The organism is Calothrix sp. PCC 7507 (genome assembly GCF_000316575.1).
Taxonomy (GTDB): Bacteria; Cyanobacteriota; Cyanobacteriia; order Cyanobacteriales; family Nostocaceae; genus Fortiea.
In genome coordinates this window covers 4338940-4354803 of record NC_019682.1, presented here as the reverse complement: position 1 = coordinate 4354803, position 15864 = coordinate 4338940, and the positions used below count along the sequence as shown (strand labels likewise).

Annotated in this window: 13 protein-coding genes; 11 read left to right on the top strand and 2 right to left on the bottom strand. The window is 39.7% G+C overall.

Going from position 1 to position 15864, the window contains the following annotated elements; translation table 11 throughout:
• The first annotated feature begins 16 nt into the window (after positions 1–16).
• The 8 genes from CAL7507_RS18580 (at position 17) to CAL7507_RS18545 (ending at position 11308) form a co-directional block, all read left to right on the top strand.
• Complete coding sequence (locus CAL7507_RS18580) at positions 17–994, top strand: phytanoyl-CoA dioxygenase family protein (protein ID WP_015130028.1); 978 nt, start codon at positions 17–19, stop codon at positions 992–994.
• Positions 991–2127, top strand: coding sequence for a glycosyltransferase family 1 protein (locus CAL7507_RS18575; protein ID WP_015130027.1), 1137 nt, complete (start codon positions 991–993; stop codon positions 2125–2127). Before CAL7507_RS18580 ends, CAL7507_RS18575 begins: the two co-directional genes overlap by 4 nt.
• A 63-nt stretch (positions 2128–2190) precedes the next feature.
• Positions 2191–3366 (top strand): glycosyltransferase, encoded by a 1176-nt coding sequence (locus CAL7507_RS18570; RefSeq protein ID WP_042342279.1) that lies wholly within the window; start codon positions 2191–2193, stop codon positions 3364–3366.
• Between the two features lie 40 nt (positions 3367–3406).
• Complete coding sequence (gene asnB, locus CAL7507_RS18565; protein WP_015130025.1) at positions 3407–5209, top strand: asparagine synthase (glutamine-hydrolyzing); 1803 nt, start codon at positions 3407–3409, stop codon at positions 5207–5209.
• A 259-nt stretch (positions 5210–5468) separates the two neighbouring features.
• Positions 5469–6662 (top strand): glycosyltransferase, encoded by a 1194-nt coding sequence (locus tag CAL7507_RS18560; RefSeq protein WP_042341406.1) that lies wholly within the window; start codon positions 5469–5471, stop codon positions 6660–6662.
• Between the two features lie 149 nt (positions 6663–6811).
• The gene (locus tag CAL7507_RS18555) at positions 6812–7588 is read left to right on the top strand and encodes a glycosyltransferase family 2 protein (RefSeq protein ID WP_015130023.1); all 777 of its coding nucleotides are present in this window, start codon (positions 6812–6814) and stop codon (positions 7586–7588) included.
• 103 nt (positions 7589–7691) lie between these two features.
• Positions 7692–9428: a carbamoyltransferase C-terminal domain-containing protein gene (locus tag CAL7507_RS18550; protein ID WP_015130022.1), complete on the top strand. Its 1737-nt coding sequence runs from the start codon at positions 7692–7694 to the stop codon at positions 9426–9428.
• A 401-nt stretch (positions 9429–9829) separates the two neighbouring features.
• Positions 9830–11308, top strand: coding sequence for a GUN4 domain-containing protein (locus CAL7507_RS18545; RefSeq protein ID WP_042341405.1), 1479 nt, complete (start codon positions 9830–9832; stop codon positions 11306–11308).
• 132 nt (positions 11309–11440) lie between these two features.
• Here CAL7507_RS18545 and CAL7507_RS32420 read toward each other — a convergent pair whose 3' ends face one another.
• Both CAL7507_RS32420 and CAL7507_RS18540 read right to left on the bottom strand, forming a co-directional pair.
• Positions 11441–11587 (bottom strand): hypothetical protein, encoded by a 147-nt coding sequence (locus CAL7507_RS32420; RefSeq protein WP_015130020.1) that lies wholly within the window; start codon positions 11585–11587, stop codon positions 11441–11443.
• A gap of 253 nt (positions 11588–11840) precedes the next feature.
• Positions 11841–12155, bottom strand: a complete 315-nt coding sequence (locus CAL7507_RS18540; protein WP_015130019.1) for a hypothetical protein — start codon at positions 12153–12155, stop codon at positions 11841–11843.
• A 316-nt stretch (positions 12156–12471) separates the two neighbouring features.
• On the opposite strand from CAL7507_RS18540, the gene CAL7507_RS18535 reads away from it, so the two are divergent.
• The 3 genes from CAL7507_RS18535 to CAL7507_RS18525 all read left to right on the top strand — a co-directional run bounded on the left by CAL7507_RS18535 (position 12472) and on the right by CAL7507_RS18525 (position 15762).
• The gene (locus tag CAL7507_RS18535) at positions 12472–13944 is read left to right on the top strand and encodes a TldD/PmbA family protein (protein ID WP_015130018.1); all 1473 of its coding nucleotides are present in this window, start codon (positions 12472–12474) and stop codon (positions 13942–13944) included.
• 34 nt (positions 13945–13978) lie between these two features.
• Positions 13979–14329 carry a four helix bundle protein gene (locus CAL7507_RS18530; RefSeq protein WP_015130017.1) on the top strand — a complete coding sequence of 117 codons (351 nt, stop codon included), beginning with the start codon at positions 13979–13981 and terminating at the stop codon, positions 14327–14329.
• A 92-nt stretch (positions 14330–14421) separates the two neighbouring features.
• Positions 14422–15762: a TldD/PmbA family protein gene (locus CAL7507_RS18525; protein WP_015130016.1), complete on the top strand. Its 1341-nt coding sequence runs from the start codon at positions 14422–14424 to the stop codon at positions 15760–15762.
• Positions 15763–15864: the final 102 nt, after the last annotated feature.

Sequence of the window (15864 nt, the reverse complement as noted above, 5' to 3'; positions counted from 1 at the left end):
TAGGGAGGATTAATCAATGTTTGATTTAGATTTCAGTAACTTCAAGACCAATCAAATAGTTGATGACCTTAAAGATAAGGGGTACTTTGTTTTTGAGCAAGCACTGAATGAACAGTATATTGATGAACTACTACAAGAAATAGATTTTAATCAGATACTGATTAATACCAATGATGTTGGTGTAGTCAAAGCTCAAAATGTAAAATTTTTAACCCATTGTCTCGCCAGATCCAAAAAAGCCTACGATGTCATCACATCAAGTAAGATATTAGAGATTTGTCAAGGATATTTTAATGATAGTTATAAAATAACTAATCATAGAATTTATCAGACATCTAAAATTGCACATATGCCTTGGCATACAGATAATAACCTGCAAAGAGATAAGCAGCTATCTGGCAAGCATGATATGCCTGGTTTATTATTTCTTTTCTACTTGTCTGATGTGGATAAAAATGCCTTTCAATATATTGCTGATTCTCATAAATGGTCTAATAAATACGATCATGAAGTTTACCTTAGTGATAGCTATGTTGACAGTAAATTTAAAAAAGACATAATAACTTTCCCAATGGCTAAGGGAAGTATGATTGTATGTGATATCCACGGGATACACAGAGCAGAGCCATTCAAAGATAAAAACTTCAGCAGAAACACCTTGCTTTTTCAAGTTGATCAGGTTGGTAGTCAATATATTGGACATGGTGAAAAAAATCTAGTAAATACTGAGTATCTTGATAATCTAACTCCAGAAGTAATGGATTATTTAGGATTTGGTTTTAAGAGAAGTTATCCAGCTTTTCCTAATACCTCAATTGCCACAATGACACCTAACGATATCTTAGAATTGCAAAAGCAGTTGTTGCCTCAAACATTAGAACTTTTGAGCAAAAGTCTAATCAAAAAAATACTGCCTGCCGAGTATTTAATTAATGTTAAAAGGTTTGTCTGGCACCTCAAATCAAAGTCTAAAAAAGTTGATATCAAAACATGAAAATATTGTTGATAGGCAATTATCAACCAGATGCCATCAAAAGTATGGATATATTTGTCCAAATGCTGGAAAATCACTTAACCCAACTTGGACATAAAGTACATATTATTCGCCCTAAAATCTGGAGTAGAAAGCTTCCTTTACCCTCGATATTCAGCAAATGGTTAGGTTATATTGATAAGTTATTTTTTTTCCCTAAACAACTATGTCCAGCATTATCTTGGGCAGACATCGTCCATATATGCGATCATGGCAATGCAGTTTACACAAAATATTTGCAAAATATACCCCATGTAGTTACTTGTCATGACTTATTACCAATACGTTCTGGTTTAGGAGAGTTTCCAGAATATCGCACGGGATGGACTGGTAAACAATTGCAGCAGATGATTTTGCAAGGAATCAACCAAGCACAAAAAGTTACCTGTGTTTCAGCACAGACTAAAAGCGATGTGTTACGTCTTAGTTCTTTGTCAGAAAGTGCTGTATCTCTGATTTCTATGGGTTTAAACTATCCATATACCCCTATGAAAAGGAGAGAATATCAGCCATATTTGCAGGCTTTGGGAATTCCTCAAGATCATCAATTCATTCTTCATGTAGGAGCAAATCATTGGTATAAAAATCGTCTGGGAGTTTTAGCAATTTTTTATCAGATGACATTGCAATTAAAACAACCAGAATTTTATTTAGTTATGGCAGGAAAGCCAATGACTGATGAAATGCGCCAATTCATCAAAACTCATAACCTAACTCAAAAAGTAATAGAGTTAGTAGAAATTGATCATGAAAGTTTACGCTCTTTATATTCTGCTGCAACGGCTTTACTATTCCCTTCTTTATATGAAGGGTTTGGTTGGCCAATTATAGAAGCGCAAGCTTGTGGTTGTCCTGTTTTTACATCAAACCGTCCTCCCATGAATGATGTGGGGGGAGAAGCCGCGATATATATAGAACCCGATAAACCTCAAGAAACAGCAGCAAAAATTATTGCTCATCTGCCTATACTAGATATGCTTAAATCAAAAGGATTTGTTAATTCTCAAAGATTTAATAGCACAAAAATGATTTTCCAATATATTGCACTTTATCAACAAGCAATTGCCGAAAAAAATAGGGGAAGCATCATCTAATAAAAGTACAAAAACTCTATTTGGGTGAAATCTTGCACTTACTTCATACAGTGGATCTCCATGATGAGAGTTCTCCACGTTATTCCCTCTATTTCTCAGGTGCGAGGTGGTACTAGTCTAGCTGTTTTGGATATGGTTAAGGCATTACGAATTAACAACGTAGATGCCGAAATTGTCACGACTAATGATCGTGGTGATTATTTACTCAATGTTCCTTTACAGCAACGCATTGAGTATCAGCAAGTTCCAATCTGGTTTTTCTCTCGCTTTTCACCAGTTATCAAAGCTGTCAGAGAATACGCTTTTTCTTGGCAGCTAACTATATGGCTATGGCAAAATATATCTCAGTATGACATTTTACATATTCATGCTATTTTCTCTTATGCATCTACAATAGCAATGGCGATCGCCCGCTGTAAACGTGTTCCCTATATTGTTATTCCTCACGGTTTACTAAGTGAATGGTCTTTGCAACAAAGTAAGTTAAAAAAGCAAATTTATCTCTGTTTAATAGAGCAGAAAAATATTAAAAATAGTCAAGCTATCCATTTCACCTCTGAACAGGAACAGCAAGAATTTATTAACTTAGGATTTTGTCTACCTAGTTTTGTATTACCTCTAGGACTTTTTCTACCTACTGTAATTCCTAATGCGCGTTACCAACTACGACAACTGCTAAATCTCCCAGCAAATGAGCCTGTTATTTTGTTTCTATCCCGCCTACATCCAAAAAAAGGACTAGATTATTTAATTCCGGCTTTAGGTAAACTCACTCATCACCGTTTCACCTTTGTTTTAGCGGGTAGTGGTGACGAAGAATATGAAGCAGAAATTGAGTCTCTTCTCTTTGCTAATGGTATCCGCGATCGCACTTATTTAGCTGGATTTATTGCTGGAGAAACCAAGAACTTATTCATCCAAGGAGCGGATTTATTTACCTTAACATCCCACTCCGAAAACTTCGGTATGGTAGTGCTAGAGGCTTTAGCTGTTGGTATCCCTGTTCTACTTACCCCTGGTGTGGCTCTAGCTTCAATGGTTCAACAATACCAACTAGGTTATGTGACACAACTAGATGTGTCAGCGATCGCCTTGGCTATTGAAGACTATCTGAGTCATCCTCAAGGCGCTCAAGATATGAGCGATCGCGCTCGGAAAATCATTATAAAACAATACACTTGGAACCAAATAGCAGCCAGAATAGTTGAGATTTACCAAACTATCCTTACAGACTATTAAAGTTTTTAGAGTTTATTAAAACTTTTTCAGTATTATCTTTATGTGTGGCATTGCCGGAATTATAGCTAAACCTGAAACCAAATATAATTTGGAACCCTTGATCCAGAAAATGCAAAATTCTCTACAGCATCGTGGCCCTGATGATCAAGGAATTTATATCTCTCCAAATCAACAAATTGCTTTTGCTCATACTCGCCTTTCTATTCTCGATCTTAGCGCCACTGGGCATCAACCAATGTCTACATCTGATGGACGCTACTGGATTACTTTTAATGGAGAAATTTATAACTTTCGGCAATTACGAAGAGATTTAGAAGCAACAGGAGAGATATTTAATTCACAAACAGATACTGAAGTTATTCTTAAGCTTTATCAATATCAAGGAGCCGAATGTGTAAATAATTTGCGAGGGATGTTTGCTTTTGCTATTTGGGATAATCAAGAAAAGACCTGTTTTATTGCCCGCGACCCTTTAGGAATTAAACCGCTATACTATTGGCAATCTAGCTCTTTTTTAGTATTTGCTTCAGAAATCAGAGCAGTTTTAGCTTCTAAATTGCCTAGTATTTGCTTGAGTCCAGAGGGTTTGTATGGCTATCTCATCAGTGGAACAGCACCGGAGCCTAATACTTTAATTGCTGGAATTCATTGTCTGCAAGCTGGTCATTACATGCATTGGCAAGCAGACAAAATCATTCAAAAACAGTACTGGCAAATTAACTTTATTCCAGAAATAATATCATTAACAGATGCAAGAGATAAAGTTCGTAATGCTCTAATTGACTCTATTGAACACCACTTAATCAGTGATGTGCAAGTAGGGATATTTCTGAGTGGAGGTATTGACTCAACATCTGTTGTCGCCTTAGTACGTCAAAGCCAAAAAGGTAGACTATGCACTTACTCCATTGCTTTTGCAGAAAATGAGTGGAATGAAGGAAAGATAGCTCAACAAGTTGCTGAGGAATTTGATACTGAACATACAGAATATAAGATTACAGCCTCTTTAGCTAGAGAACTATTACCTCAGTTTTTAGCAAAAATTGATCAGCCTAGTATTGATGGATTTAATACTTTTTGCGTATCTCAAGTTGCTCATCAAAATGGCATAAAAGTAGTTTTATCTGGATTAGGCGGAGATGAGATATTTGGCGGCTATAAAACATTCCAAAAAGTGCCAAATATGGTGCATTGGGGGAAAGAATTACAGAAAATCCCAGCCATAAGTAATGGAATAGGTAGAGGACTAGCTACTTGGGGGAAATCATCAAAGTTGAAGCGTTTAGGAGATTTTTTACAGCAAAAACCAACAACTACAGCTGCTTACCGCAGTTTTAGGGGAATTTTCTCTCATGGAGAAGCCTGGAGAATTACTCAGCATTACTTAAACGATTTACCGGATAAAAATCTAATTTTTTCACAGGAATTAGATATGGCTAAAAACTTTTCTTCTTTAGAAGATGAAGTAAGCCAGTTAGAACTAAGTTGCTATTTGCGTAATCAATTATTACGAGATAGTGATGTGATGAGTATGGCATGGGGCTTAGAATTGCGAGTACCTCTAGTTGATCGGGTTCTACTCGAAACTATTTCCTCAATTCCTAGTGTGATGCGTCTCGCACGAAGTAAACAGTTATTAATTCAGGCGATTCCTGAGTTACCAAATTGGGTCATTAATCGTCCAAAGAGAGGGTTCTTTTTCCCTTTTCAGCAATGGATAGATCAAGAGTGGAGTGATTATTTTCCAGTGCATGAATTGAGTAAAGAGATTGATCTAAAAATATGGTATCGTCGTTGGAGTTTAGCGATTTTAGATTCTTGGTGGCAGCAAGTAATAGCTTAAGTTTTTAAATATAGAGGAATGCGGCAGTCAGATGTTATTCCTTATGAGATTTTATTCTCGTTATCATATTCATTAAGAAATTATTTTCTTTCTGTTTGAATATTCTAGCTTCTGTATTCTACCTGAATTATTAAGAATAAGGAATTACATCAAATTTATGGATATAGCGGTTCTCCGCCATACTACTGAGGGCGGGGTTTCCCCGCCCTTACCTTGCGATTTAAAATCGTACCTCACTGATCTAAAAACCGCTATAACTATGAAAATACTTCATATTATTCCTTCGGTAGCACCAGTGCGAGGTGGTCCAAGTAAAGCAGTATTGGAGATTGTTAGAGCTATAAGAAATTTAGGTGTAGAAGCAGATATTATCACTACTAATGATGATGGTAATGATTTACTTGATGTACCTCTTTATCAGTTTATACAGTATGAGCAAGTGCCAATTCAGTTTTTTCCGCGCTTTTCTCCTCTAGTTAACTCTGTACGAGAATTTGCTTTTTCTAGTCAGCTAACTGTATGGTTATGGCATAATGCTTCCAAGTATGATTTGCTGCACGTCCACGCTATTTTTTCTTATACTTCTACAATAGCGATGGCGATCGCTCGCTTCAAAGGTATTCCCTACATTGTTCGGCCTCTCGGTCAACTTAGCAAATGGTCACTCCAACAAAGTGCTTACAAAAAACAGATTTATCTGAATTTGATAGAACGGGCTAATCTCAAGCATAGTTGGGCAATTCACCTTACCTCTCAACAAGAACAGCAAGAAGTCTCTAGTTTAAGTTTGGACACGCCTAGCTTTATTCTTCCCCACGGGCTATCTATTCCTGTCTCGATTCCTAATGCTCGTTGTCGCCTCCGGAAACTGCTAAACCTTGCAGATGATGAACCGATCATTTTATTTTTATCCCGTCTACATCCCAAAAAAGGACTAGATTATCTAATTCCAGCTTTAGGTAAACTCACTCATCACCGTTTCACCTTTGTTTTAGCGGGTAGTGGTGACAAAAAGTACGAAGCAGAAATTGAATCTCTTCTCTTTGCAAATGGTATGCGCGATCGCACTCATTTACCTGGGTTTGTCACTGGAGACATAAAAAACCTATTAATACAGGGATCTGATTTATTTGCTCTGACATCCCACGCTGAAAACTTTGGCATAGCGGTTCTTGAGACTCTGGCTGTGGGTGTCCCTGTGCTGCTCACCCCTGGAGTTGCTTTAGCTGCTGAAGTTCAACAACATCAACTGGGTTACGTTACTCAATTGGATGTGTTAGCGATCGCATCTGCTATTGAACACTATTTAACTCATCCCCACGAAGTCCAAAATATGGGCGATCGCGCTCGTCAATTTATTTTGAAAACCTATACTTGGGACAAAATTTCTACAGAATTAGTTCTTTTATATTCATCAATTCTTAATAAGAAATTTCGCTCGAATTTAACTTAGTTTTTAATAGTCAATCAATCTTTTTTATTCTTAAATCATCATTAAAATGACCATTTGCCATAACATTTTTTGTAGTGTGGGCATTGCCCACACTACGATTATTTAGAATCAGGGAAGATATTTTTCAATACTTTAAACATAGCTGAACAATGCTTGAAAATATAACTCCTCTTATCCTCACCTACAATGAAGCTCCTAACATTAAACGTACTCTGCAACATCTCATTTGGGCAAAACATATTATAGTCATTGATAGTTATAGTACTGATGAAACTCTCGATATTTTACTATCCTACCCGCAAATTAAACTATTCAAACGAAAATTTGATACTCATACAACACAATGGAATTATGGTTTGCAACAAGTTAATTCTGAGTGGGTTCTCTCTTTGGATGCCGACTATATTGTTTCTGATGAACTGATTACTGAAATCAATAAATTACCTCAAGAATCAAAAATAAATGGCTATTTTGCTAGATTCAAATATTGTATTTTCGGCAAACCCTTACGAGGTACTCTACTACCTCCCCGGCAGGTTCTTTTTAGAAAAGATAAATCAATTTACATTGATGATGGTCATACGCAACGCCTACAACTTCAAGGTAAGTCAGCCATGCTATCTGGCTACATTTTTCATGACGATCGCAAACCTGTATCTCGATGGTTTAGCTCAGAAATTAAATATTCAGTTTTAGAAGCAAAAAAGTTACTTGAAACCCCAATTGCTCAACTTAGCTTTGTAGAGCGAGTGCGATACACAAAAGTATTAGCTCCCTTTTTAGTCCTGATCTATTGCTTGATTTTAAAAGGTGGGATACTTGATGGCTGGCATGGTTGGTATTATGCCTTTCAAAGAACTTTATCTGAAATTCTACTTGCCATTAATCTCATGCATAGTGAATTCACAAATAAGCATAAAAATTAAAATGGGGAATAAGGAATAGAAGAAAGTAACTATTGACCCTTGACAAATGACCAACAGTTAGATTTATTTCCGCAGACTTACTTATCTAATCAATTTTAACCATATGCATATCCTCGGAATTAACGCCTACCACGGCGATGCTTCAGCGTGTCTAATTCAAAATGGTCAACTAGTTGCAGCCGTTGAAGAAGAACGATTTAATCGAGTGAAACATTGGGCTGGGTTTCCAGTAGAATCTATCCGCTATTGTTTAAAAGTTGGTGGTATTAGCGCGGCAGATTTAGATCATGTAGCTGTATCTTTTAACCCCAAAGCTAACCTAAATCGTAAACTCTTATTCACCTTAAAACAACGTCCTGCTCTATCTTCACTCATAGATAGATACAATAAACAAAGCAAATCTACTAGTTTCAAGCAACAGTTAGCCACAGCTTGCTACTGTCAATTAGCAGATATTCATGCCCCCATTCATACCCTAGAACATCATACAACTCACTTAGCCAGCGCTTTCTTAGTGTCCCCCTTTGAAAAAGCAGCTATTTTATCAGTTGATGGGATGGGAGACTTTGTCAGCACACTATCAGCCGCAGGCGATCGCCATAATTTAGAATATTTCTCTCGCACCTACTATCCACACTCCATCGGTTATCTTTACAACGCCATTACCCTCTACCTCGGCTTTCCCGCCTATGGAGATGAATACAAGGTGATGGGGTTAGCACCATACGGAGAACCAGAATATCTCGAAGCCTTCCGGCGGGTTATTTACCCCCAAGGAGACGGTTTTGAGTTGAACTTGGATTACTTCACTCACCATGAACAAGGTATTGCGATGAAGTGGGAGAGTGGAATACCCAAGGTTGAACCTTTCTACAGTCAACAGCTAGAAAAATTATTGGGGCCAGCACGACAACCGAATGCAGAGATTACTGCCAAACATCAGAATATTGCGGCTTCTGTGCAAGCTGTCACAGAAGAAATTATTTTTCATTTACTGAATCGATTAAGCGATCGCTATCCGAGTGAGAATCTTTGTTTAGCCGGTGGTGTGGCGATGAATTCCGTCACTAATGGCAAAATTCCCCAAAATACTCCCTTTAAAAATGTCTATATTCCTGTGGGTGCGGCTGACAATGGCACATGTATTGGTGCAGCTTTTTTTGTTTGGCATCAAATACTGAAACAACCACGTCAATTTATTTTAAACCATGCCTATTGGGGTTGTGAGTTTTCCGATGAAGAATGCTTACTAACATTGCAGTCCCACAATCTGCAACCATTACATTTAGAGCGTGAAGCACTGCTAAATCAAGTTGTTGACGCTCTGTGTGCAGGAAAAGTAGTTGGTTGGTTCCAAGGTAGAATGGAATTTGGCGCTAGGGCTTTGGGTAACAGATCCTTGCTGGCCGATCCCCGTCGTGTAGATATGCGGGATATCATTAACCTCAAAATCAAATTCCGGGAAAAGTTTCGCCCTTTTGCTCCTAGTATTCTCGAAGAACGGGTAGGCGAATATTTTGAGATTGATACGCCAGTACCATTCATGGAAAAAGTCTTGAAAGTGCGTCCTGAAAAAAGAGCGCAAATTCCCGCCGTTACCCATGTGGATGATACTGGACGCTTACAAAGTGTCAGTCGCAGCACTAATCCTCTGTATTGGGAATTGATTAATACTTTTGCTCAACGCACTGGTGTACCCCTGCTTTTAAATACGTCCCTCAACGAAAATGAACCCATTGTGCGGACTCCCACAGAAGCTATTCTCTGCTTTTTGAGAACTCATATGGATGCTTTGGTCTTGGGTTCTTATTACGTAGAACGTCCTTTGAAGGATGTTTAGCTCCCCGACTTCTTGTAGACACCCGTAGGGTGGCTTCCCGCAGGGTAGAAGTCGGGGAGCTCGCAGCCCCACGAAATTAATGAAACAGACTACTAGTTATCAAGAAAGGGATATTAATTTTTCCGCTGCAAGCCTAATCCCCAGTCCCTTTTAATCCGGAAATGCCTTACTGGTAGCCGTAGAAAGATTTGTAACAATGGTGTATCTCTAGATACAAAGTATATTGTTTCTCACCCCTAACATTTAAAGAGTTCTGATTGTGAATTTTGAATTTTTCATGACTCATACTCAAAAGCAAAAACTCAAGGCTAGAGTAGGTGTTAATTCCCTCTCAGAGAGATTCTCAAAGAATTAGGGTAGAGCAATCAAACTCAAGTCACAACGGCAACAACGAAAGTGAGATGATAAAAAACTGGGCGTTAGCGATCGGTATTAATCAGTACGACTTCTTGCAACCGCTCAAGTATGCCAAGCGGGATGCACAGTTAATGCAGAACTTGCTCTGCAATGAAGCAGGTTTCGATCGCGTTTTTTTATTTTCGGATGACTCACCAGATATTGGTGGCGAATCAACTCGTCCTTATCGTGCTAACTTGCGGCGATGCTTGCGACAGATAGCTGAAAACTCCTTTATAGAGCCGGAAGACAACTTTTGGTTTTTCTTTAGTGGTCATGGAATTAGACACGGTGACGACGATTATCTTATGCCTGCTGATGGCGATCCAGATGATGTAGAAAATACAGCAATTTCTATTCAATATTTAACAGAATGCCTGCGTCGTTGTGGCTCTGATAATGTAGTCCTGATTTTGGATGCTTGTCACTACCAGCAGAAGCGGAGTGGCGAAGGAATTGGGCGACAAATACAACAGTTGGCGCGTCAAACTGGAGTTATCAGTATTTTGTCTTGTAGTCCTCACGAGGCTTCCGCAGAAATTGATGTGCTGCAAACAGGAGCCTTTACCCACGCGCTATTAGAAGGTTTGGGGATTCAAGGACAATGTGCCACAGTGAAGCGGCTGCAGCAATATCTCTGTTTTCGAGTGCCGGAAATTGTGGCACACTACAAGTATCCTCGGCAAACTCCTGATATTACACAACCAGTAACTAAGTCGCACCTAATTCTGATACCTAAATACGCGACTTTAGAAGATATTGCCAAACAACAGATAAATACTGTCCCAGCAGAAGTTAAGCAGAATCTAGAACTAGCAGAAGCCCTAAAATTGGGGGTAAAGGTTGCAGCTGTTCATACAGTTATGCAGACAGAGAAAGTCCTTTCAGAGTTGTGGGTGGGATCTGGTGATAACCTTAACCACAAGACTCTATTTTCTCTCAATGCGATCGCATCACCGCACATCTCAGAAACTGCGATCGATTATCTGAGTTCGGAACGGGGAGTAGACTACACACATCTACGCGACTTATTAGCATCTGGTAACTGGCGAGAAGCTGATCGAGAAACCCTCAAGCTGATGCTGAAGGTAGCAGCACGCACTCAAGCAGGCTGGTTGAATATCGAATCAATCAATAACTTTCCTGAAATTGACCTTTGTACTATCGATCAACTTTGGGTGAAATACAGTCATGGACGCTTTGGTTTTAGTGTCCAAAAGCGGATTTGGGAAAGCGTCGGTGGTGATTTTGATGCTGATTATGAAACTTGGTGTCAGTTTGGCGATCGCATCGGCTGGCGTCGCCATGACAATTGGCTATTCTACTCTGACCTCAACTTTTCCTCAACTGCTCCCGTGGGTCATTTTCCCGCAGCGGGATCAGTGAATCTCTTGACAGTTTGGCAAGGTTGGGCAGTGGGTCTATTCTCTTGTCTTGTCGGATTCTCGGCTTTAGCGTCGAGACTGGGAAAATCTAGCTTGTAGCGTGATGATAGTGCGGTGTTGTGCGATCGTCTAGATTATTAGCTTTTTCCCTGTTCTCCGTTCTCTTTCATGCAAATTTTATCCGCCTATCATAACCGCATTACCGCATTTTTCATGGGTTTCCGCAACACTTTATATTACTTCTAATGTTTTTGTTACCGTATCCGCGCTAGGTTTTTCTTCCTTCACTTCTGCGCCCACAATATTTACTTCGTTAATTGTGTTATCGATAGTAACTTCAACTTTAGTACCATTAAAACCTGTAACAATTTCTCCCATATTACGTAAACCTCTAAATAAGAGCGATCTTACTATTTGTGAGGATATATACATAGTTTAAATTTTTCAGACTTTCAATCAACTAATTATAATGCTTCTCACTTCCATTAAATACAATTTCAAATTCCAAAGCCTGTAGGGGCGGGGTTTCCTGCCCTTAACTGTATTGCATTTGACGAGAACCACTATATTAAATTTCAATCATTAGTAAAGATTAAGTTTACAGATACTCAATCGTGCTTTCTGCGTCTGTTCACTCCATTGGATCTTCTCTTCCAATCCCAAGTTCTCGTAACTTAGCTTTGACACCCGTCCATTCAGTTCCGCAGTAGTAATATTTCTTGTCTCGAACATTAGCCAAGTAAAATCCAATTTTACCACCACTAATACGAAATAGTTCAATGACAATCTTGTTTTTAGTTATACCAAACAATCTCTCTCGCTCATGCTCTGGTAAAGGTTTGTCAGTGCAATTATAAAAAACCTTTCCGTACTTAAAATACCACGCATTACCTCTCCTCTCAATTATTAGAAAGTGAGCGGGATGAATAACGCTTGTTAATGACATTATCTATCTTAAAAAATAACTACTGGTTTTAATCTTTAACTTTAATTAGGAAGATTTTACCTGAAGGTGTGACAAAGTTTCAATCCCTAATAGAGATTAGGTTAAATTTCAGCTTTTTCCCAGATTTAACCCTTCGCCTCCTCTGGCCCAATTCCCGGCGATCGCACTTGAAGACTCACAGCTTAGTTTAGTACGATGATTGACCGTGGCATCAGACTTGACGATCAAAAAACAGGTCAAGAGAGAAATTTGCTAGAGTGAACACACCAGGATTTCTCAGTCAAATCTCTGATAACGCCAGCAGACGAGGCTATCCATGCTTACAAATACGCTACTTCTCTCAAACCAACTCCCCACCCTCAAATATTCCTCCACCACGGAGCAATTCGATGATACCTGGGAAGCCCCATTAGCTACCCTGCTAGGATTGGGACGCGCCGCTGGCGCTGACTTTATTGAATTTTTCTTAGAGCGTCGCAACTATATCAGTTGTCTAGCAGAAGACGACGCCATCACCAGCATCTCACCAAGTCTAGCTACAGGTGCAGGAGTCAGAGTATTTCGCGGCAAAGCCGACTGCTACGTCAGCACCAATAACCTTTCGTTTTCTGGTTTGAAAGCAGCTTTAGAAAAAGGTTTGTCCATCCTGGGATTACAACTACCCGCACCTACAGCTTTCATTCCCGAAATTAACCTAGAATTACTGCGCGATTACGCCACAAAAAGGGGCAAAGATGGGTGGTTACCTCTGTGTAGTTCCATCCGCGAAATGGGAGAAATATTGCTTGATGGTACTGCTCAGTTGCAGAAAAAAGCTAGCCATGTCCAGTCCCGCCGGGCTACTTACTTCAGAGATTGGCAAGAAGTATTAGTCGCCGCCAGTGATGGTACATTTGCCCGTGACATTCGTCTCACCCAATCTGTAGGCTTTAACCTCCTGTGTGCGGATGGTGCTAACCGCGCCTCTATCGGTGAACGCGCTGGGAATACTAGCGACGCCAACTTTTTGAGAACCTGGGATTATCAACAAGCCTCCGAGCAAATCGCCGAATCTGCAGGTAAAGTGCTGTATGCCGATTACGTAGAATCAGGCACATATCCCATCATTATGGCGAATCACTTCGGCGGGGTAATTTTCCACGAAGCTTGTGGACACCTCCTAGAAACCACTCAAATTGAACGCAACACCACGCCTTTCGCCGACAAAAAAGGCGAAAAAATTGCCCACGAAAGTCTCACGGCTTGGGATGAAGGGCGTTCTGAAAATGCCTTCGGTACAATTGACATGGATGACGAAGGTATGCCTGCTCAAAGAACGTTACTAATTGAAAAAGGCGTTCTCAAAAATTTCATTGCCGATAGAACCGGCTCAGTCCGTACAGGACACCCCAGAACCGGCAGTGGACGCCGCCAAAATTATACCTTTGCTGCTGCTAGCCGGATGCGTAACACTTATATTGATGCTGGTGAATACAGCGTTGATGATTTATTTGCCTCCGTTGATAAAGGTATTTACTGTAAAAAAATGGGTGGCGGTAGTGTTGGCGCTACAGGCCAATTTAACTTCAGTGTCGATGAAGCTTATTTAATTGAAAATGGCAAAATCACCAAACCATTAAAGGGAGCAATTCTCATTGGTGAAGCGAAGGAAATTATGAATAAAATTTCCATGTGTTCCCAAGATTTAGAACTCGCCCCTGGTTTCTGCGGCTCCGTTAGTGGCAGCATTTACACCACAGTTGGACAACCTCACATCAAGGTTGATTCCATCACCGTAGGCGGACGCTAAAGAATTTTAGATTTTAGATTTTGGATTTTGGATTGTGAATGAGCAGCAGTTTAAGGCTAGAACAAAGCAACTTGCATTGCGAGTTATTCATCTAGTTGAGTTACTACCACAAACCAGAACTGCCGATGTAATTGGCAAACAATTGTTGCGTTCAGCTACCTTAGTTGCTGCTAATTATCGAGCAGCCTGTCGAGCTAAATCGAAAGCAGATTTGATTGCCAAACTTGGCATTGTGGAAGAAGAAGCTGATGAGACGCTGTATTGGCTGGAACTTCTTGTAGAATCGGGATTAATGACAGTAGATCAACTAAAAAGCCTGATGCAAGAGTCTACCGAGATTCTAGCTATGACTGTTGCCTCAATCAAAACACTACGAAACAAGTAATGGTCATAATTTTAAATAAAAATCCAATATCTGAAATCTGAAATCTGAAAATCTAAAATCTAAAATCCAAAATCCAAAATCCAAAATTGACTATGCCGAATATCAACGAAATCGCCACTTATGCCAAGGATAATGCTGAGAAACTTGGCATTAAAAAATTTGACATCTACGGCTCAACGGTAGATGAAACCAGTGTACAAGTGGATCAAGGTGAGCCAAAACAAGTGAAAGCTTCAAACCGTTCTGGTGTCACCGTGCGTGTCTGGAATGAAGACAATACAATGGGCATCACCAGCACCACAGATGTAGATCCGCAGGGATTGGAATTAGCTTTAAAAACAGCCTATGAAGCTAGTTTTTTTGGTGTGAAGGAAAACGTTCCTGATTTTAGCCCAGAGGCTACTATTCCTATTCCCAATACACCACACGACAAAGCAGCACAAGCACCTGTGGCTGAACTTATAGAAAAATTGCTAGTAGCTGAAAAAGAATTACTCGCAGCTCACCCAGCAATTAAAGGAGTGCCTTATAACGGTTTAGCACAAAGAGATATTGACAGGTTCTATCTCAATAGCGATGGTGCTGTGAGAACCGAATCTCACTCATTAGCATCAGTTTATCTTTACAGCAAAACTGAGGAAGAAGGAAAAAAGCCCCGCAGTGCTGGTGCTTTTAGAATCAACCGCAGTTTAGATAATTTAGATGTTAATGGTTGCATCCAAGAAACTGCCCAGAAAACTATCAGCCACTTGAACTATGAAAAAATCAAGTCTGGTAAATATCGCGTTGTTTTCTCCGCTGAAGCTTTTTTAAGTTTGTTGGGTGCTTTTTCCAACTTGTTCAATGCTCAAAGTATTTTAGATAATCAAAGCCTTTCTAAACCTGATGATTTAGGTAAGGAAATTGCTTCCCCTTTTCTTTCTGTGTATGATGATGCGTTGCATCCTGCTAATATTGGTGCAGAAAGTTTTGATGGTGAAGGTACTCCCACTCGTCAGGTATCGCTGATTGAAAAAGGCATTTTAACAGGCTTTCTCCATAGTGCGGGAACTGCCAAAAGGTTAAATGCCCAGCCCACAGGTAATGCTAGTATTGGTGCTAAAGTCAGCGTTAGTCCTAATTTCTATCACGTTTTTAGAGCAGCAGATCCTGAGCAGGAATTAAGCTTAGAAACTGTGGAAAATGTGATTTTAATTGATGATTTGCAAGCCCTTCATGCGGGTGTTAAAGCCTTACAAGGTTCGTTTTCTCTCCCGTTCGATGGGTGGTTAATTAACAAAGGTGTCAAGACGAGTATTGAGTCAGCTACTGTTGCTGGCGATTTCTTGGAACTTTTGAAGTCAATTAGTTATGTAGAAAAGGAAGCAGAGTTAACACCAGGGGGCGTTTCTCCTAGAATCTGGGTTGATGAGTTGTCGATTACTGGTGAGTAAGTAAGTCGACGCCAATATTTCAAGCTGTGTTCAGAAACGTAAATGTAGGGTGTGTTAGCGTTCGCTTTTAGCGTTCCCGTAGGGTAGTATAACGCATCGTCC